Genomic DNA, 17,994 nt, shown 5'->3' on the forward strand with positions numbered 1-17,994 from the left:
CGAGGCGGCGTGTCAGGCGGAACGCGTCTGACGCAGGGCGGCTGCGCTTGCTGCGAGACGCGGCGACAGAGTGCGGCCGAACCGCTCGCAGGTGACCGCGAACTCCTGACGCAGACGGGCGTGCGCCTCGGCCCGCGCCGAGCCCCAGAGGTCGGACCAGAAGATGCGGGAGACGCCCAGGCCCTCGGCGGCGATCAGCCGCTCACGCTGCTTCTCCTCCCAGACGACGTCATGGGCACTCCGGTCGGCGAGGCCGCCGAGGTCGGTGGGCACGTACTTGACCCGTCCGTCGACCTCGAACACGTGGTTGCCGATCCTCAGGTCGCACCAGAAGGTCGTCCGCGGCGTACGGACGGGGAACTGCGTCTCCACCGTCCCCAGGCCGAGCTCGACGAGGAGCTCCCGTGCCAGCGTCTCGGCGGGGCTCTGCGCGCCGGCGTCGCTGCGGTCCACCGCCTCCCGAGCGGCACGCACCCCGGGCCAGTGGTCCATCGGCGACAGTGCCGAGTACAGCTCGTCGAGCGATGTGCCGAGGCGGCGTGCGGAGTCGCAGGCGACGAGCCCGTGCCGGGAGCCGTGCTCCCTGCCGATGTCGACCGCCACCCGAGCCCGGTCGAGCACCCGCATGTCCTCCACCTGGCAGACCTGCCGCGGGGCGAAGCGTGCGTAGTGGTGCTTGACGCCGTACCGCGTCCACGCGCTCGAGTAGCCTGGTCGGGTGACGTGCACGAGCGGCTCGTCGCACCGGAGGAGGGCCATGCCCCACTCGTGAGCCGCGGAGTCGTGGCTGAGCACCCACCCACGGCGCATGGTGCTGACGGCCGCGCGGGTGCGCAGACGCGGTCGGCCACGGTCCTCGTCGGCGGCCTCCCACACCGTGGCGTCGACGTACACCCCGCGACGCACGGGCAGCCAGACCCCGGAGCGCAGGAGACCTGTGATCGCGGAGGGGGTCAGGCCGCCGTCGAGCGCGTCCTGACGCGTCACGAGACCGCCCTCGGCACTGAGGAGTGCTCGCAGCTCGGGAGTCATGCGACCAGCATGGCCGAGCCTGCCGCTGCGCAGCGGTCGCTCTCCACAGCGACCGCCGACGGCCGGCACTTACTGACCGTTGCTCGCACCACCTGACTGTCACAACAGTCAGGCAGTGGTCTCAACGGTCAGTAAGTGGCGCCCGCCGCGTCAGTCGCCGAGGAGCGCGGCGTAGCCGGTGGGGCTGGAGTCGCGCAGGAAGTCGCGGCAGCGCTCCCACTCGTCGGTCTCGCCGATGGCGCGGGCCGACTTGGCCAGCAGCGACAGGCAGACCAGGAAGCCGCGGTTGGGCTCGTGCTCCCACGGCACGGGCCCGTGGCCCTTCCAGCCGTTGCGACGCAGCAGGTCGAGGCTGCGGTGGTAGCCGACCCGGGAGTAGGCGTAGACGACCACGGCGTCGGCGTCGGCCGCGGCGGCCTCGGTGGCGAGCGCCGCCCAGGCCGACGGGGACGCCGGGTGGTGGCGTACGACGTCGGTCGGCGACTCGCCCGCGGCGAGCGCGGTCGTGGCGGGGTCGGCGGGCAGGTGGGTGGGCGGCGGACCGGCCATCAGGTCCATGCCGGGGGTCACGGGGCTCATGGCTGCATTGTGTCCCCCGGGCGCGACGCGCGTCCCCGGCGGGGGTCCCGACGCGACGACGCCCCGGCCGGTCGGCCGGGGCGTCGTCGGGCGCTGAGTGCGCCGCTCAGCGCCGATGGAGGTCAGCGCGCGGTCAGGAGACGGCCTTGCCGGAGGAGCGCAGGTGCTCGCAGGCCTCGACGATGCGGGCGGCCATGCCGGCCTCGGCGGCCTTGCCCCAGGCACGGGGGTCGTAGGCCTTCTTGTTGCCGACCTCGCCGTCGACCTTGAGCACGCCGTCGTAGTTGCTGAACATGTGGGCGGCGACGGGGCGGGTGAAGGCGTACTGGGTGTCGGTGTCGACGTTCATCTTCACCACGCCGTAGTCGACGGCCGCGCCGATCTCCTCGGCCGAGGAGCCGGAGCCGCCGTGGAAGACCAGGTCGAAGGGCTTGGCGTCGGCGGCGAGGCCGAGCTTCTGCGCGACGGCCTCCTGCGCGGCCTTGAGGATCTCGGGGCGCAGCTTGACGTTGCCCGGCTTGTAGACGCCGTGGACGTTGCCGAAGGTCAGGGCGGTCATGTAGCGGCCCTTCTCGCCGGCGCCGAGGGCCTCGATCGTGGCGAGGGCGTCCTCGGGGGTGGTGTAGAGCTGCTCGTTGATCTCGTTGGCGACGCCGTCCTCCTCGCCGCCGACGACACCGATCTCGACCTCGAGGATGATGTGGGCCGCGGCGGCCTTGGCGAGCAGCTCCTCGGCGATGACGAGGTTCTCCTCCAGCGGCACGGCGCTGCCGTCCCACATGTGCGACTGGAACAGCGGCAGCTGGCCGCCCTTGACGCGCTCGGCGGAGAGGTCGAGCAGCGGGCGCACGAAGCCGTCGAGCTTGTCCTTCGGGCAGTGGTCGGTGTGCAGCGCGATGTTGACGGGGTAGGCCTTGGCGACCTCGGCGGCGTAGGCCGCGAAGGCGACCGAGCCGGTCACCATGTTCTTCACCGAGGGGCCCGAGAGGTACTCCGCACCGCCGGTCGAGACCTGGATGATGCCGTCGGACCCGGCGTCGGCGAAGCCCTTGAGCGCGGCGTTGAGCGTCTGCGACGACGACACGTTGATCGCCGGGAAGGCGAAGCCCCGCTCCTTGGCGGTGTCGAGCATCTGGGCGTAGATCTCGGGGGTGGCGATGGGCACGGCGGGTCTCCTCGGGCGGGGTCTGGCTGCGACGCCGCCCACCCTAGACCGTGCGGGTCACCCGTAGCCTCGGTCCCATGCACCGACGGAGCACCCTGCGCACCACCACCCGGGCCAGCGACCTGCCGGTCAGCGCCGAGCACGCCTGGCGCGCGGTCACCGCGGCCGGCGCCGCCGAGCGGTGGTACGTCGACGCCGCCCCCTTCGCCGTCCGCGGGGCGATCGACCGGCTCACCCTGGGCCGGGGCCGCCGCTGGCCGGTGCCGGAGCACCCGCAGCTGCGCGCGGGCGACACGGCCGGCTTCTGGCGCGTGGTCGCCGCCGGCCCGCACGGCTCGGGCGGGACCACCGGCCACCGGCTGGTGCTCGACGCCGCGGTGCGCGCGCCGGGCCTGGTCACCTGGCGCACCACCGTCACCCCGCTGACGGGCCCCGACGGGTCGGTGTGCCGGGTGGAGAACTCCGTGACCTTCACCCCCGGCTCGTTCCTCGGCGGGCTCCCCGGCCGGGCCTACCTGCTGACCGACCTCCCGGCCCGCGAGCTGCTCACCGAGCTGGTGCACCACCGCGTGGTCCGCGACGTCACCGCCTGAGCGCTCCCTCGACCACGGGCCGCCTAGGCTGAGCCGGTGACCACCACCACCCGCGCGCCCGAGGACACCCGCGCGCCCGAGGACGACCCGGTGCGCGAGCTCTTCGCCAGCGGCTCGGTGGCCGAGCACCTCGCGCGCGGCGTGGTGGGGCTGGTGCTCGCCGTCGCCGGGCTGGGCCTCGCGGGCCAGAGCGCCTGGTGGCTGCTGCTCCTGCCGCTGGCCGTGGTGTCGTGGCGCGGGTGCCCGACCTGCTGGACGCTGGGCCTGGCGCAGACGCTGTCGCGCGGACGCGCCGAGCGCGTGTGCGACGACGCGGGCTGCCGGCCCGTGCGGTCCTCGACGCGCTAGCCGCGCCAGGCGTCCTCACCGGCGAGGTCGGCGTGGGTGCGCACCCACGCGTGCATGGCGATCGCGGCGGCGGCCGAGGCGTTGATGGAGCGGGTGGAGCCGAACTGCGCGATCGAGAACGTGCCGTCGCAGGCCGCCCGCGCACCCTCGGAGAGGCCCGGGCCCTCCTGGCCGAAGAGGAAGCAGACCCGACGCGGCACGGCCATCGTCTCGAGGTGCTGCGATCCGGGCAGGTTGTCGATGCCCAGCAGTGGCACCGGACCGCCGGGCAGCCCGGCCAGGTGGGCCGCGAGGTCCTCCGCGGTCGGGTGGTGGCGCAGGTGCTGGTAGCGGTCGGTCACCATCGCGCCGCGGCGGTTCCACCGCCGCTGGCCCACGATGTGCACCTCGGCGGCCAGGAACGCGTTGGCGGTGCGCACGACCGCGCCGATGTTGACGTCGTGCTGCCAGTTCTCGATGGCGACGTGGAAGTCGTGGCGGCGGGTGTCGAGGTCGGCGACGATCGCGGCCACCGACCAGTACCGGTAGCGGTCGACGACGTTGCGCCGGTCGCCGGCGGCCAGCAGCTCGGCGTCGTAGACCTCCGACCCCGGCCCCTCGGGCCGGGGCCCCTCCCAGGGGCCGACCCCGACCTCGGCCGGTCCGTGGGGCATCGGGTCGTACGGCGCCCGCCGGTCGGCCTCGTCGGCCCGGTCGGCCCGCTCCCCCGGCTGCTGCTCCACGCGGCGCAGCCTAGGCCCCGCCGCCACCGTCCCCGACGCCGCGCCTGAGAGCCCTCCTCACCCGCCGGTCCTACCGGCAGTCCGGCGAGTACGCTCGTCGGGTGACCACCGCCGTGTCGCCGCTGCTCTCGTCGATGCTCTCCTCGGCGCCGTCGCCGCTGCTGTCGGCGCAGTTCCTGGGCATCGACCTCATGGACCCCCAGTGGCTGCTCGCGGAGTTCGGGAGCGCGCTGTTCTGGCTGAGCCTGCTCATCGTCTTCGTCGAGTGCGGGCTGTTCTTCCCGTTCCTGCCCGGCGACAGCCTGCTCTTCGCCACCGGCATCTTCATCGCCACCGGGCAGCTCGACCTCTTCCCCTTCTCCCCGCCCGTGGAGCTGGCGATCGCGCTGGCCCTGCTCACCGCGGCGGCCTGGCTGGGCAACGTCGTGGGCTACGAGATCGGGCGCCGCCTCGGGCCGCCCCTGCGCGAGCACGACGGGCGGATCCTCAAGAAGAAGCACCTCGACCACACCGAGATGTTCTTCCACCGCCACGGCAAGAAGGCGCTGGTCGCGGGGCGCTTCGTCGCCTTCGTGCGCACCTACGTCACGGTCGTCGCCGGCATCACGCTGATGTCGCGGGCGACGTTCTACCTGTGGAGCCTCGTCGGCGGCGTCGCGTGGGTGCTCTCGATCACCGTGCTCGGCTACGTCCTCGGCGAGCGGGTGCCGTGGCTGGAGGACAACATCGACCTGGCCATCTTCGCCATCCTGCTCTTCACCGCCGTGCCGATCGCCCTGGAGTGGTGGCGCTCGCGCCGCCACTCGCGCGCCGAGGCCGCCCACGACGCCGGGGCGGGCGCCGGGCGCGGGCTCAGCCCGCGCTGACCCGGCGCCCGCGCACCTTGCGGATGACGAACCACGCCACGAAGAGCGCGACCGCCGCGATCACGGCGTACTGCAGGTAGGCCACGACCGGCTCGACCTCCTGCCACTGCTCGCCGAGCTGGAAGCCGGCGACCACGAAGACGGAGTTCCAGATCAGCGACCCGAGCGTGGTCAGCGCCAGGAACTGCCACAGCGGCATCCGCTCGACGCCGGCGGGGATGGAGATGAGGCTGCGGAAGATCGGCACCATGCGCCCGAAGAAGACGGCCTTGCGGCCGTGGCGGCCGAACCACGCCTCGGTGCGCAGGAAGTCGTTCTCGTCGACCAGCGGCAGCATCTTCCACAGCCGGAAGACCCGGTCGCGGCCGAAGACGGCGCCCAGGCCGTAGAGCACCAGCGCCCCGAGCACCGAGCCGACGGTGGTCCACACGATCGCCTCGACCAGGCCGAAGTCGCCCCGGCTCGCGGTGAAGCCGGCCAGCGGCAGCACGATCTCGCTCGGCAGCGGCGGGAAGAGGTTCTCCAGCGCGATCAGCGCGCCGGCGCCGACCACCCCGAGCCTCTCCATCACGTCGACGGCCCAGCCGGCGAACCCGGTCAGGTCGGCGCCGGTGGCGTCGGAGGCCGAGAGCACGGCGGTCAGCGGGGTGAGCGGCATGCTCGCAGGGTAGAGGGCGCCCCTGAGCGGCGCCTGTGCGAGGGCCGGGTCGGCCCCGGGTCAGCCCCGGGCGGCGTCGAGCTGGGCCTTGGTGAGCACGGGGCGCACCTCGAGGCCGACGTCGGCGAGCGGGTTCTCGCCCGCCGGGCTGCGGTCGATGGCGCACACGACGACCTCGACGACCGCGCCGGCCTCGCGCAGCGCCCGCGTGGCGTCGCGCACCGCGCCCCCGGTGGTGATGACGTCCTCGATGAGCGTCACCCGGCGCCCGGCGACGTCGGGGCCCTCGGCGAGCTTGCAGGTGCCGTACTCCTTGGCCTGCTTGCGCACGAAGAGCGCGCGGTGGCCGGTGAGGCCCGAGACGGTCGTCGCGATCGGCACGCCGCCGAGCTCGAGGCCGCCGAGCAGCTCGGTGTCGTCGGGCAGCAGGCCGACCATCTGCCGGGCCACGCGGGCCAGCAGCGCGGGGTCGGACTCGAAGAGGTACTTGTCGAAGTACTCCGAGGCCGTCTGGCCCGAGCGCAGCGTGAAGGTGCCGCTGAGGCGGCAGCAGGCGTCGATGTCGGCGGCGAGGGTCGCGTCGGTCTCGTGCGGGGTCTGGCTCACGGGCCCATTCAACCGTGCCGGGGCCGCGGCTAGCGTGGCGGCCATGGCCCGCACCCGTCTCGCCCGCCGCCTCCACGGGATCGCCCCGACGATCTTCTCCGAGATGTCGGCCCTCGCCGCACGCACGGGATCGGTCAACCTCGGCCAGGGCTTCCCCGACGTCGACGGCCCGCCCGAGGTGATCGCGCGGGCGGTGGAGGCGCTGGGCGCGGGCGCCAACCAGTACGCCCCGGGCCCCGGCGTGCCGGCGCTGCGGCAGGCGGTGGCGCGCCACCAGGCGCGCCACTACGGCATCGAGCTCGACCCCGACACCGAGGTCGTCGTCACCACGGGCGCCACCGAGGGCGTCGCGGCCGCGCTGCTGGGTCTGCTCGACCCGGGCGACGAGGTGGTGCTCCTCGAGCCGTCCTACGACTCCTACGACGCCATGGTGCAGATGGCCGGCGGGGTGCGCCGGGGCGTCACCCTGCGCGCCCCCGACTTCCGCCTCGACGCCGACGCGCTGCGGGCCGCGGTCACGCCGCGCACGCGCCTGCTGCTGCTGAACTCCCCGCACAACCCCACCGGCACCGTGCTGACCCGCGCCGAGCTCCAGGTCGTCGCCGACGTGGCGCTCGCGCACGATCTCGTCGTGGTCACCGACGAGGTCTACGAGCACCTCGTCTTCGACGACCACGAGCACGTGCCGCTCGCGACGCTGCCCGGCATGGCCGGGCGGACCCTCACGCTCTCCAGCGCGGGCAAGTCGTGGTCGTTCACCGGGTGGAAGGTCGGCTGGGCCACCGGGCCGGCCGACCTGGTCGGCGCCGTGCTGGCCGCCAAGCAGTGGCTGACCTTCACCTCGGGAGCGCCGCTGCAGCCCGCCGTGGCCCACGCCCTCGACCACGAGCCCGACTTCCCGCGTCGCCTGGCCGCCGATCTCCAGCAGCGCCGCGACCTGCTGTGCGCGGGTCTGCGCGGGCTCGGGCTCGACCCGCGGGTGCCGGAGGGCACCTACTTCGCCCTCACCGACACCGCCCACCTCGGCTGGCGCGACGGCCTCGAGCTCTGCCTGGCGCTGCCCGAGCGGGCCGGGGTCGTCGCGGTGCCCCTCCAGGGCTTCTACGACGACCCCGAGGCCGGGCGGCACCTCGTGCGGTGGGCCTTCTGCAAGACCACCGACGTCGTCACCGAGGGCCTCGCCCGCCTCGGCGCCGCCGACCTGACCCGCTGACCCGGGCCGTCGCCGGCGCCGGCGCGGGACTCAGTACTGCGCGGGAGTGGCGCCGCGGCGGGCGAACCAGTCGTTGGCGCCGCCGGTGAAGACCATGACCACGACGGCGATCGAGGCCGCCAGCGTCACCACCGAGACCAGGGAGCCGATCGCGAGCAGGCTGACGACCGCGGTGAGGACCGAGGAGATCACCAGCAGGATCCGGCCGGCCTTGGAGCGGCGCAGCGTCATCACCGCGAACACGATGCCGAGCACCGCCCACACGGCCACGACCAGCGACACGACGAGCACCGCCGTGGCCAGCGCGTCGGGCGAGAGGTCGGCCGCGCCGGGCTGGTTGCGCAGCTCGCGCTCGAGCTCGTCGACGATCTGGTCGCGGGCGGCGGCCACGGCGACGGTCACGAAGCCGAAGACCAGCGCCACGAGCGCCGAGAGCACGAGGGCGATCACCGCGGCGATGGTGACGCGGCCGGGCCGCTTGTCGGGGTCGGTGGCCGAGCCGTAGGGGCCGGCCCCGTAGGGCTGGGTGCCGTAGGGCGTGCTGCCGTAGGCGTCGGGCTGCTGGCCGTAGCCGGGCTGGCCGTAGGGGTTCTGGCCCTGCTGCGGCTGCCCGTACGGGTTCTGACCCTGCTGCGGCTGCCCGTACGGGTTCTCCGGCGGCTGGGGCTGGCCGTAGGGGCTCTGACCCTGCTGCGGCTGGCCGTAGGGGTTCGGCTGCTGCTGGCCGAAGGGGTCCTGACCGGAGGGGGTGGGTCCGGAGGGCGGGTACTGGTCGCTCATGGCGGCATGCTCCCACGCCGCGCGCCCCGCCGGGCTCACCCGCGAGCGCGCCCCGCCGGACCCGCCCGCGGTCTCAGGGCCGGGCGCGGCCGGCCGTGCGCCGCTCGGCGTACCACCGGCGCACCTCGGGCCGCGACAGCAGCACCACGGTGGCCACGCAGGCCGCCAGCGGCAGCGCCATCACCAGGCTGGTGACCGCGGTGACCAGGAAGAGGCCGGCGGCCAGGGCCGAGGAGACGACCAGCCCGAGGCGTCCGCCGTTGCTGCCGCGGAAGGCGAGCACGGCCACGACGCTCGCGACCACCGCCCACACCACGACGACCCCGGCCATGGCGTAGACCGCCGTGGTGAGGTCGGAGCGGCTGAGGTCGGCGTCGGCGAGGGCGGGGTTCTGCCGGTAGACCTCGTCGAAGAGCATGTCGGGCGCGGCCGTGATGACCGCGGCGGTCAGCACCATGCCCAGCGCGACCAGGCCGCTGAAGGCCCAGGTCAGCGAGCACGCCCACACCACCGCCGAGGGCCGCCGCGACGGGCGCCCGGGCACGGGGTGGCCGACGTAGGGCGTGACCCGCTGGTCGGGCCGGGCCTGCTGGTCGGGGCGCGAGGCCGCCGCCGACCCGAAGCCGGTCCACGGCGCCGGCCGGCCCTGCTCCCCGTCGACCTGCGGCCCGCTCCGGGGGGCGGGCGCCTCCGCCCCCGGACCCGGCGTCTGGCCCGAGGACCGGTCCTGCGGGTCCTGCGGCGAGCCGACGGGCGGGTACGCCGGCGGCCACCCACCGGGCGCGGGCCCGTCGGATCCACCCGGCGGCGTGGTGCGACCCGCGGCCCGGTCGGCGGCCCGGTCGGCCGCCGCGCGCTCGTCGTCGCGCTGGCGCGGGGTGACCCCGTCGAACCAGTCGCGCGCGGGCTGGAGCCACAGCAGCAGCGCGGCCACCGCGACCAGGGAGGAGGTGAAGCCCCCGCTGACCAGCCCGCCGAGGAAGAGCGGCACCGCGAGCACGGCCAGCGCGAGGCGCGCCGGCTTGGAGCGCTGCAGCACCGACCAGCCGAGCACCGCGGCGGCCGCCGCGCAGGCTCCGGTGACCATGCCGATGACGCGCAGCAGCGTGACGACGTCGGTGGTCTCCAGTCCCAGCCCGTCGCCGGGGGGCTCGCCGAGGAAGGTCTCGATCGTCTCCCGGGTCTCCAGCGACGTCAGCCGGGTGATCTGGTCGTAGACCGCCAGCACGACGACGACGGAGCCGACGATGATGAGCCAGCCGGCGATCGTCACCTGCCGGGGGCGGGTGGGGGTGGCCTCGCTCATGGCGTCATCCTCCCAGACCGCGCCCAGCGGCCCCGGGCCGGACGGGCCCGGGGCCGGGTGGACCGACAGGGCCGCCCGGGCCGCCCGGCTCAGCCGGTGACCAGCGCCAGCCCGTCGTCGCCGACCTCGACCCGCACCCGGCCGCCGTCGGAGACCTCGCCGCCGATGAGCAGCCGGGCCAGCGGGTCGCCGATCGCGGTCTGGATCAGCCGGCGCAGCGGCCGGGCGCCGTAGGCCGGGTCGTAGCCGGTCTCGGCCAGCCACGTGCGGGCCTCGTCGCTGACCTCGATCGCGATCCGGCGCACGGCCAGACGCTTCTCCAGCAGCGCCAGCTGCAGGTCGACGATGTGGGTCAGCTCGTCCTTGGTGAGGGCGTCGAAGAGCACGATCTCGTCGAGCCGGTTGAGGAACTCGGGCTTGAAGGAGGCCCGCACCACCGCGAGCACCGACTCGCGTCGCTTCTCGGGGTCGAGCAGCGGGTCGACCAGGTGCTGCGAGCCCAGGTTGCTGGTGAGGATCAGCAGCGTGTTGCGGAAGTCGACGGTGCGGCCCTGGCCGTCGGTGAGCCGGCCGTCGTCGAGCACCTGGAGCAGGATGTCGAAGACCTCGGGGTGGGCCTTCTCGACCTCGTCGAGCAGCACGACGGAGTAGGGCCGGCGGCGCACCGCCTCGGTGAGCTGGCCGCCCTCGTCGTAGCCGACGTAGCCCGGAGGCGCACCGACCAGCCGCGAGACCGCGTGCTTCTCGGAGTACTCGCTCATGTCGATGCGCACGATCGCGCGCTCGTCGTCGAAGAGGAAGTCGGCCAGCGCCTTGGCCAGCTCGGTCTTGCCCGTGCCGGTGGGGCCGAGGAAGAGGAAGCTGCCGGTGGGCCGGTGCGGGTCGGCGATGCCGGCGCGGGAGCGGCGTACGGCGTCGCTGACCGCGCCGACCGCCTCGCGCTGGCCGATGAGGCGCTCGCCGATGACCGCCTCCATCTCGAGCAGCTTGGCCGTCTCGCCCTGGAGCATGCGGCCGGTGGGGATGCCGGTCCAGGCCTCCACGACGTCGGCGATCTGCTCGGCGCCGACCTCCTCGCCGACCAGGGGCTCCAGCTGCGGGCCCTCGCTGCCGTCGGCGCTGCGCTGGGCGGTGGCGGCCGCCTGGGCCAGCGACTTCTCCAGCGCGGGGATCTGGCCGTAGAGGATCTCGCTGGCCTCGTCGAGACGGCCCTCGCGCATCAGCTTGTCGGCGTGCACCCGCACCGCGTCGAGGCGCCGGCGCAGCTCGCCCTCGTCCTCCAGCGTCGCCTTCTCCTGCTCCCAGCGCGCCTCGAGGCCGCGCAGCTCCTCCTCGTGGTCGGCGAGGTCGGCGCGCAGCCGGGCCAGCCGCTCGACCGAGGCCTCGTCGCTCTCCTTGGCCAGCGCGAACTCCTCCATCTTGAGCCGCTCCACGCGCCGGCGCAGCCGGTCGATCTCCTCCGGGCTGGACTCGATCTCCATGCGCAGCCGCGAGGCGGCCTCGTCGATGAGGTCGATGGCCTTGTCGGGCAGCTGGCGCCCGGTGATGTAGCGGTCGGACAGGGTGGCCGCGGCGACCAGCGCGGCGTCGGTGATGCGCACGCCGTGGTGGGCCTCGTACTTCTCCTGGACGCCGCGCAGGATCTGGATGGTGTCCTCGACGCTGGGCTCGCCCACCAGCACCTGCTGGAAGCGGCGCTCGAGGGCGGGGTCCTTCTCGATCCGCTCGCGGTACTCGTCGAGGGTGGTGGCACCGATCATGTGCAGCTCGCCGCGCGCCAGCATCGGCTTGAGCATGTTGCCGGCGTCCATGGCCGAGTCGCCGCCGGCGCCCGCGCCGACCACCGTGTGCAGCTCGTCGATGAACGTGATGACCTGCCCGCCGGCGTCCTTGATCTCCTCGAGCACGGCCTTGAGCCGCTCCTCGAACTCGCCGCGGTACTTCGCACCGGCCACCATCGCGGCCAGGTCGAGGCTGAGCACCCGGCGCCCCTTGAGCGAGTCGGGCACGTCGCCCGCGACCACGCGCTGGGCCAGGCCCTCGACCACGGCGGTCTTGCCCACGCCGGGCTCGCCGATGAGCACGGGGTTGTTCTTGGTGCGCCGGCTCAGCACCTGCACGACGCGGCGGATCTCCGCGTCGCGCCCGATGACGGGGTCGAGCCCGCCCTCCTCGGCCAGCGCGGTGAGGTCGACGGAGTACTTCTCCAGCGCCTCGTACGTCGACTCCGCGTCCTGGCTGGTGACCCGGCGGCTGCCGCGCACCGCGCCGAGGCCCTCGCGCAGCCCGGCCTCGCTGAGGCCGGCGTCGAGCAGCACCTTCTGCGCCGGGCTCTCGGTGCCGGCCAGCGCCACCAGCAGGTGCTCGGTGGCGACGTAGTCGTCCTTCATGCCCGCGGCCAGGTCGAGCGCACCGGCCAGCACCCGGGTCAGCGCGGCGGAGGCGGCCGGCTGCTGGACCGTGGCCCCGCTCGCCTTCGGCAGCGCGGCCATCACGGCCTCGGCGGTCGAGGTCAGCGCCGTGGCGTCGACCCCGGCCTTGGTGACCAGGCTGCGGGTCACGCCGTCGCCCTGGCGCAGCAGCGCCACGAGGAGGTGGACCGGCTCGGTGACGCTGTTGCCGGCCGTGGTGGCGGAGAGCTGCGCGGCCTCGATGGCCTCGCGGCTGCGGGTGGTGAACTTGTCGGCGCCGAACTGGCTCATGGGTGTCTCCTGCGGGTGCTGGCGTGGGGTGCGCCTCGCCGACCCCGCGCGGTGCGGGGACGAGGACGTCGACCGACGGCTCCGAGTGTGCCCGTCACCGGGATCAACGCACCAGGAGTTTAGTCTGTTCCGCTCAACTTTGTTGATCTGACCGCTGCACGCCCGCGCCGCGTCAGCAGGCAAAGAAACCCGGTCGGCCCTGCCGCCGGGGCCGTCGGCGGGCTTAGCCTCCGAGGCGAGAGCGACCAGGCGGGGGCCCGGGCGCGGGAGGAGCCCCATGGCGCTGCCACCGGAGGTGGAGTCCGCCTGGCTGCTCCACGCCGCCCACGTGACGCTGCTGCTGCTCGGACTGGCCGGGGTGGCGGCGCTGCTGCTGCCTCGCCGCACGCCCTCCGCCGGCGCCCCGCGCCCCGCCCCCGAGCCGGGTGCTCCGACCGGCGCCGGCCGGCGCGCAGCCCACCGGGCAGGCCCCGGGACCGGCCACGAACGGGGCCACGTCCGGGAGCCCCACAGCGGGCACGACGCCCGGGTCGCGGCCCTGCGCTCCGGCCTGGGGCTGCTCGACCGGGCCGTGCCGACGACCGCTCCCCCGGTCCGGTCGCGCCGGCACAGCCAGCACAGCCAGCAGGGCCAGCACGGCCAGCGCACCCGGCGACTGCTCCTGCCGCTGGCGGTGGTCGCCACGACCACGGCGGCCGGGGTTCACGCCGCCATGGGGCCCGCCCACCTGCGCGAGTCCCTCCTCTTCGGCGCCTTCTTCGCCCTCACCTCCCTGGCCCAGGTCGCATGGTCGGCGCTGGCCCTCACCCGTCCGAGCGCCGCCCTGCTGCGCGTCGGCGCCGCGCTCGGCGCCCTGTGCCTCGCGCTGTGGGCCCTGACCCGGCTGCACGGTCTGCCCTGGGGGCTGATGCCGCGCCCCGAGGCGGTGGGCGCGTGGGACCTCGTGGCGGTGGCCGCGGAGCTGGTCGCGCTGGCCTGCGTCGTGCTGGCGCTGCGCGCCGACGAGCCCCTGGTCGCGCCGCCCGCCTGGTCGGTCTGGCACGTCGTGGCGCGGGCCGGCTGCGTCGCCTGCGTGGCCGTCCTCGCCGCCGTGGCGCTCCTCCCGCTGCTGGCCCCGGCGGGGTCCTGATGGGCTCGTGGACGGATTGGCGCCCGGAGTCGTGGGTGGTGGGCCTGGCCGCCAACACCGTCATCGCCGTGGCCTACCTGCTCATCGTGCTCGCCATCGTCGTGCCGCTGGCCCGCAGCCGCCAGCTGCGCGCCAACCGGCTGGCCGCGGCGACCGCGGCCATCTTCCTCACCTGCGCCGTCCACCACGGCTCCCACGCCCTGCACATGGCGCTGCCCTCCCTCGGCGTGGACGACCCCAGCGGCCTGGCCATGCGGCAGGCCTGGGACTGGACGCTCTCGGGCTGGGACGTCGTGGGCGCCGTCGTGGCCGTCCACTACTGGTCGCTGCGACGCGGCTTCGGCTCGCTCATGCGCGGCGCCCAGCTCTTCGAGGACCTCCGGGCCCGCGAGCAGCAGGCCCTCGAGCTCAACGACACCGTGCTGCAGCGCATGGTCGTCGCGCAGATGGCCCTCGAGCTCGGCGAGACCGAGCGGGCCCGCGCCGCCGTCGACTCCTCGGTGGCGGCGGCGGGGCGGATCATCACCGACCTGCTCGGCAGCAGCCCGCACCGCCTCGACCTGGTGCGCTCCGCGGCCGCCGGTGACCCCGGTGGCGGCAGCACCGGCAGCGGCACGGTCACCGGCAGCGGCACCGTCGGCGGGGACGAGGGGCAGCGCCCGTGAGCGCCGCGCGCCCTGCGCGCACGGTGATCGTCGACGACACCGCCGACCTGCGCGACATGCTGCGGCTGTGCCTGACCCACCACGGCCACGTCGTCGTCGGCGAGGCCGGCGACGGGAGGTCGGGCATCACCGTCGTGGAGCAGCAGCAGCCCGACCTCGTGCTCCTCGACCTGTCGATGCCGGTGATGGACGGCCTCGAGGCGCTGCCCCACCTGCGCCGTGGCAGCCCGGCCAGCACGATCGTCGTGCTGTCCGGCTTCGGCGCCGAGCAGGTGGCCGACCGGGCGCTGCGGGCCGGCGCCCACGGCTACGTGCAGAAGGGCACGCCCCTGGTCACGATCCTCTCCCGCATCGACGCGCTGCTGGCGGACGCCGACCCCGGCCCGCCGCGCACCGCGCCCGTACCGCCCGACCCGGCCCCGACCGGCGAGGACCCCGGTGAGCACATCAGGGCGGACCCCGGGGAGGAGGCCGCCCTGCTGCGCCGCGCGATCGCGACCGCGGCCCACGAGATCCGGGGGCCGGTCACCGTGCTGCGCGGCATGGCCGAGGCCTCCGCCGACCCCCGGATCGGCGACGAGCAGCGGCGCCGGATGATGGCCGCCATGGCCCGGCAGGCCTGGCTGCTCGACGCCATCACCGCCGATCTCCTCGCCTGCGCGCAGTCGCGCCGCGGCACCCTCGACCCGATGCTGCAGCACCTCGACCCGGAGCCGCTGCTGCGGGCGCTGGCCGAGGACCAGCAGCACGAGGTCGAGGTGCGGGTGCACGACCCGCGACCGCTGCTCGCCGACCCGCTGCACCTGCAGCAGATGGTCGGCAACCTGCTGCGCAACGCCAGCAAGTACGCCGCCCCGCCGTACGCCGTGGTCGTGCGACCCTCGCCCTTGCCCGGACGGGTGTGCATCGACGTCACCGACCGCGGTCCGGGCGTGCCCGAGGCGTTCCGCCCGCGGCTGTTCGACGAGTTCAGCCGCGCCGGCGGCAGCGCCTCCAGCGGCACCGGACTGGGCCTCGCCGTCGTCCGTGCGCTCGCGCAGGCCCACGGCGGCAGCGTGGAGCACCTCCCCCGGGCCGGAGGCGGGTCGGTCTTCACCCTCACGCTGTCGGCGGCCGCGGGCCCGGCCACCGACCCCGGGCTCAGCCCTCGGGGGTGACCGCGCGGGGCGTGTCGCCGGCCTCCGACTCCGGCGGTGTGGCGTGGGCGGGGAACTCCACCGCGGCCGACTCCTCGTCGATCAGGCAGGTGCGGCAGAAGTCCTCGCCGAAGGGCGTGAGGTGGATGCTGCGCCGCACGACCTTGGCGAAGCGCACCGAGTGCACCGCCGCGAGCACGTCGGGCTGGGCCTCCAGCACCTGGTAGTCCATCGGGTCGCGCAGGGCCTCCCGGCTGAACCACACCAGCCCGAGGCGGAAGAGGTTGTTGAGGTAGGCCGGCACCTGGTCGAGGTAGCGGCACCCCGCCCGCCCGCCGATCATGGTCAGCCCCGGCGCGATGAGCTGGCTGTTGACCATGCCGATCGGCCCGCCGGTGCGCACGTCGACGCTGGGCTGCGGCCCGCCGCGCAGGAGCAGCAGCAGGATGCGCGCCTCGTCGGGGGCCACCTCGCCGAGGATCCGCCCGTAGGCCGGGTGCGAGGACTCGGTCTCCCACACGTCGCGGGAGCGCTCGAGCAGCCGGGCGCCCTGCTCGCGCAGGCTCAGGGGCGGCGGCGCCTCGTCGCGGCGCGTGGCGTGGCCGCCGTAGGAGACGACCTGGCCGGTGACCACCGGCTCGCTCTCGACGATCTCGCCGAAGGCCTCGGCCGCGTGCGCCAGCGCCTTGCCGATCGGGGTGCCCGACGACACCGAGCGGGTCAGGTCGCTGACCACGGTGGCGGCCTGCGTGGCGTCCTTGGCCAGCGCCGCGGCCTCGTCGGGGTCGCGCACCGCGCGCAGGAAGCGTCGGCTCGTGCGCGCCGAGGTGCGCACCCCCCAGCCGGTCGTGTGCCAGGCGGCCGATGCGGCCACCCGGCCCAGCCCGGGCAGCGCCTCGACGGCCGGCGCCAGGCGACCGGTGAGGCCCTGACCGTCGCGGGCGGCCGGGCCCGGGGCGACGTACGGCGGCAGCGCGGGCGGCTCGCCCGCACGCGCGCGCCGCTCGCCCGTCGTCCCGCGCCCGTCGGCGGTGCCTGCTCGCCTGTCGGCTGCGCCCGCTCGCCTGTCGGCGGTGTCGCTCACGCCCTCACCCCACTCCGAAGATCCACAGGTGCAGGAAGCCGCCTGCCAGCCCCATGATGGCGCCGTGGGCGTAGAGCATCCACTCGTCCTCCTTGATGGCCGCCCGCATCATCTCGACGAAGTCGCGCGGCGGCAGCTCCTTGGTGCGGCGCGCCACCAGCACCCGGATCTTCTCGGCCTGGCGCGCGCTGAAGTCCTTGTCACGGAAGGGCGTGAGCGTGCGGCCCACGAGGTCCTGGGCCACCGAGTCGCGGATCGTGTCGAAGCGGTCGCTGCCCACCGCGACCCGCACCGCGCCGCGCGCCGGCCCGACCGCGAGGTCGATGGCCGGCCGCAGGGCGGTGGCCAGCATCGCCCGCGTACGGTCGCCGCGGGGGCCGTCGAGCAGGAAGTCGCCGATGCGCTCGAGGGTGATGACGTCGTCGGCGATGATGCGGGCGTAGACCTCCGCGGCCTCCGGCTGGCGGCGCGGGAAGAGCCCGTGGACCCTGACGCCCAGGATGCGACGCGGCTCCGGGGGCTCGAAGATCAGCCACATGCCCAGCGCGTTGGTGATCCAGCCGACCACGACGCCGAGCACCGGCAGCAGCCACCACAGGCCGAAGATCGAGTCGACCACCGCCACGGGGATGCCGAGCAGGAAGCCGAAGACGAAGCCGAAGGTGACCATCAGGTTCAGCTCGCGCTGGCCGAAGTCGCGGAAGATCCGCACCACCAGCGAGGGGTTGTCGCGGAAGTGGTCGATCACCATGATCTTGGGGTCGAGCAGCTGGTCGATGTGGGTGCCGATCTCGGTGGTCACCCGCCCCACCACGGTCGGCAGCTGGGCGTCGACCCGCTCGACCACCGCACGCCGCACCGGCCCGGGCAGGTCGCGCCACAGGCGCGGGTGCTCGCGGCGCATCACCCCGTCGACGAGCTCGGGCAGCTCGGGGCGGAAGACGGTGACGATGTGCTCGGCGATCTGGTCGGGCTCCAGCTGCTGGTAGAACTCCGCCGGGGTGCCGAGCTTGGCGATGGCCTTGTCGACGGCGATGCTGCCCATCTTGGCCGCGCGCGCCGGGATGATCCCCTGCCAGCCCAGGCCGCCCTGGAGCAGCCCCGGCACCTCCTGCACCTTGCGCGGCAGCACCGAGACCAGCTCGCGCATGCCCGGCACGCGCACGCCGTGGAAGCGCACGGGACTGAAGAGCATCCACAGCCCCGACCAGTTGATGAGCCAGCCGATGACGCCGGTGAAGACCGGGATCGTGAGGAAGTGGACCCACTTGACGTCGTCGGCCCACGCGGCCAGCACGTCGAGCAACCACTGCACCCTGAGCACCCCTTCGTGCCCGGCCGTCCGGCCGGGTGGTGGCCGAAGACTAGCGCCCCGCTCCTGTCGGTGGACGGGTGTTCCGCGTCACGCTC

General features: G+C 74.7%; 18 protein-coding genes. 7 read left to right on the forward strand and 11 right to left on the reverse strand.

Features of this window, described 5'->3' with window-relative positions; genetic code table 11:
* Nucleotides 1-12: 12 nt before the first annotated feature.
* The 3 genes from IR170_RS15690 to fbaA all read right to left on the reverse strand — a co-directional run bounded on the left by IR170_RS15690 (nt 13) and on the right by fbaA (nt 2,776).
* Nucleotides 13-1,032, reverse strand: coding sequence for a type IV toxin-antitoxin system AbiEi family antitoxin domain-containing protein (locus IR170_RS15690; protein ID WP_193665598.1), 1,020 nt, complete (start codon nt 1,030-1,032; stop codon nt 13-15).
* A 150-nt stretch (nt 1,033-1,182) separates the two neighbouring features.
* Complete coding sequence (locus IR170_RS15695; RefSeq protein ID WP_082500095.1) at nt 1,183-1,611, reverse strand: DUF3151 domain-containing protein; 429 nt, start codon at nt 1,609-1,611, stop codon at nt 1,183-1,185.
* A 133-nt stretch (nt 1,612-1,744) separates the two neighbouring features.
* Entirely contained in the window at nt 1,745-2,776 is a 1,032-nt protein-coding gene (gene fbaA, locus IR170_RS15700; RefSeq protein WP_056863316.1) for a class II fructose-bisphosphate aldolase, read from the reverse strand.
* 77 nt (nt 2,777-2,853) lie between these two features.
* Between fbaA and IR170_RS15705 the strand changes: the two genes are divergently transcribed.
* Complete coding sequence (locus IR170_RS15705) at nt 2,854-3,369, forward strand: DUF2867 domain-containing protein (RefSeq protein WP_193665600.1); 516 nt, start codon at nt 2,854-2,856, stop codon at nt 3,367-3,369.
* A gap of 36 nt (nt 3,370-3,405) precedes the next feature.
* The gene (locus IR170_RS15710; protein ID WP_227489398.1) at nt 3,406-3,717 is read left to right on the forward strand and encodes a hypothetical protein; all 312 of its coding nucleotides are present in this window, start codon (nt 3,406-3,408) and stop codon (nt 3,715-3,717) included.
* Here IR170_RS15710 and IR170_RS15715 read toward each other — a convergent pair.
* Nucleotides 3,714-4,370, reverse strand: coding sequence for a TrmH family RNA methyltransferase (locus tag IR170_RS15715; RefSeq protein ID WP_193665738.1), 657 nt, complete (start codon nt 4,368-4,370; stop codon nt 3,714-3,716). The two genes, IR170_RS15710 and IR170_RS15715, sit on opposite strands and share 4 nt — an antisense overlap.
* 170 nt (nt 4,371-4,540) lie before the next feature.
* Here IR170_RS15715 and IR170_RS15720 point away from each other — a divergent pair, with 170 nt between their 5' ends.
* Entirely contained in the window at nt 4,541-5,305 is a 765-nt protein-coding gene (locus tag IR170_RS15720) for a DedA family protein (RefSeq protein WP_251535156.1), read from the forward strand.
* On the opposite strand, the gene IR170_RS15725 is transcribed toward IR170_RS15720, so the two are convergent.
* Together IR170_RS15725 and pyrE are read right to left on the reverse strand one after the other, a co-directional pair.
* Nucleotides 5,292-5,963, reverse strand: a complete 672-nt coding sequence (locus IR170_RS15725) for a DedA family protein (protein ID WP_193665602.1) — start codon at nt 5,961-5,963, stop codon at nt 5,292-5,294. The genes IR170_RS15720 and IR170_RS15725 overlap by 14 nt on opposite strands.
* Nucleotides 5,964-6,023: 60 nt before the next feature.
* Nucleotides 6,024-6,569 carry an orotate phosphoribosyltransferase gene (pyrE, locus tag IR170_RS15730; protein ID WP_228943131.1) on the reverse strand — a complete coding sequence of 182 codons (546 nt, stop codon included), beginning with the start codon at nt 6,567-6,569 and terminating at the stop codon, nt 6,024-6,026.
* 43 nt (nt 6,570-6,612) lie between these two features.
* Here pyrE and IR170_RS15735 point away from each other — a divergent pair, with 43 nt between their 5' ends.
* Nucleotides 6,613-7,782, forward strand: coding sequence for a pyridoxal phosphate-dependent aminotransferase (locus IR170_RS15735; protein WP_193665606.1), 1,170 nt, complete (start codon nt 6,613-6,615; stop codon nt 7,780-7,782).
* A 30-nt stretch (nt 7,783-7,812) separates the two neighbouring features.
* On the opposite strand, the gene IR170_RS15740 is transcribed toward IR170_RS15735, so the two are convergent.
* From IR170_RS15740 to clpB, 3 genes are all read right to left on the reverse strand, one after another.
* On the reverse strand, nt 7,813-8,562 hold the full coding sequence (locus IR170_RS15740; RefSeq protein WP_193665608.1) for an ABC transporter permease: 750 nt from the start codon (nt 8,560-8,562) through the stop codon (nt 7,813-7,815).
* A gap of 73 nt (nt 8,563-8,635) precedes the next feature.
* A complete protein-coding gene (locus IR170_RS15745; protein ID WP_193665610.1) occupies nt 8,636-9,868 on the reverse strand; it encodes a hypothetical protein in 1,233 nt (410 codons plus the stop codon).
* A gap of 89 nt (nt 9,869-9,957) precedes the next feature.
* Complete coding sequence (clpB, locus tag IR170_RS15750) at nt 9,958-12,570, reverse strand: ATP-dependent chaperone ClpB (RefSeq protein ID WP_193665612.1); 2,613 nt, start codon at nt 12,568-12,570, stop codon at nt 9,958-9,960.
* 277 nt (nt 12,571-12,847) lie between these two features.
* On the opposite strand from clpB, the gene IR170_RS15755 reads away from it, so the two are divergent.
* The 3 genes from IR170_RS15755 to IR170_RS20435 are packed head-to-tail and all read left to right on the forward strand — an operon-like array spanning nt 12,848 to nt 15,521.
* A complete protein-coding gene (locus tag IR170_RS15755) occupies nt 12,848-13,699 on the forward strand; it encodes a hypothetical protein (RefSeq protein WP_193665614.1) in 852 nt (283 codons plus the stop codon).
* Nucleotides 13,699-14,364 carry a hypothetical protein gene (locus IR170_RS15760; RefSeq protein WP_193665616.1) on the forward strand — a complete coding sequence of 222 codons (666 nt, stop codon included), beginning with the start codon at nt 13,699-13,701 and terminating at the stop codon, nt 14,362-14,364. Before IR170_RS15755 ends, IR170_RS15760 begins: the two co-directional genes overlap by 1 nt.
* Complete coding sequence (locus tag IR170_RS20435; RefSeq protein ID WP_193665618.1) at nt 14,361-15,521, forward strand: ATP-binding response regulator; 1,161 nt, start codon at nt 14,361-14,363, stop codon at nt 15,519-15,521. The genes IR170_RS15760 and IR170_RS20435 overlap by 4 nt, the downstream gene beginning before the upstream one ends.
* On the opposite strand, the gene IR170_RS19635 is transcribed toward IR170_RS20435, so the two are convergent.
* Both IR170_RS19635 and IR170_RS15775 read right to left on the reverse strand, forming a co-directional pair.
* Nucleotides 15,505-16,584 (reverse strand): Abi-alpha family protein, encoded by a 1,080-nt coding sequence (locus IR170_RS19635; protein ID WP_319805117.1) that lies wholly within the window; start codon nt 16,582-16,584, stop codon nt 15,505-15,507. The two genes, IR170_RS20435 and IR170_RS19635, sit on opposite strands and share 17 nt — an antisense overlap.
* Before the next feature lie 4 nt (nt 16,585-16,588).
* On the reverse strand, nt 16,589-17,899 hold the full coding sequence (locus tag IR170_RS15775; protein WP_056863306.1) for a hypothetical protein: 1,311 nt from the start codon (nt 17,897-17,899) through the stop codon (nt 16,589-16,591).
* Nucleotides 17,900-17,994: the final 95 nt, after the last annotated feature.

The organism is Nocardioides kribbensis (assembly GCF_015070375.1).
GTDB lineage: Bacteria > Actinomycetota > Actinomycetes > Propionibacteriales > Nocardioidaceae > Nocardioides > Nocardioides kribbensis.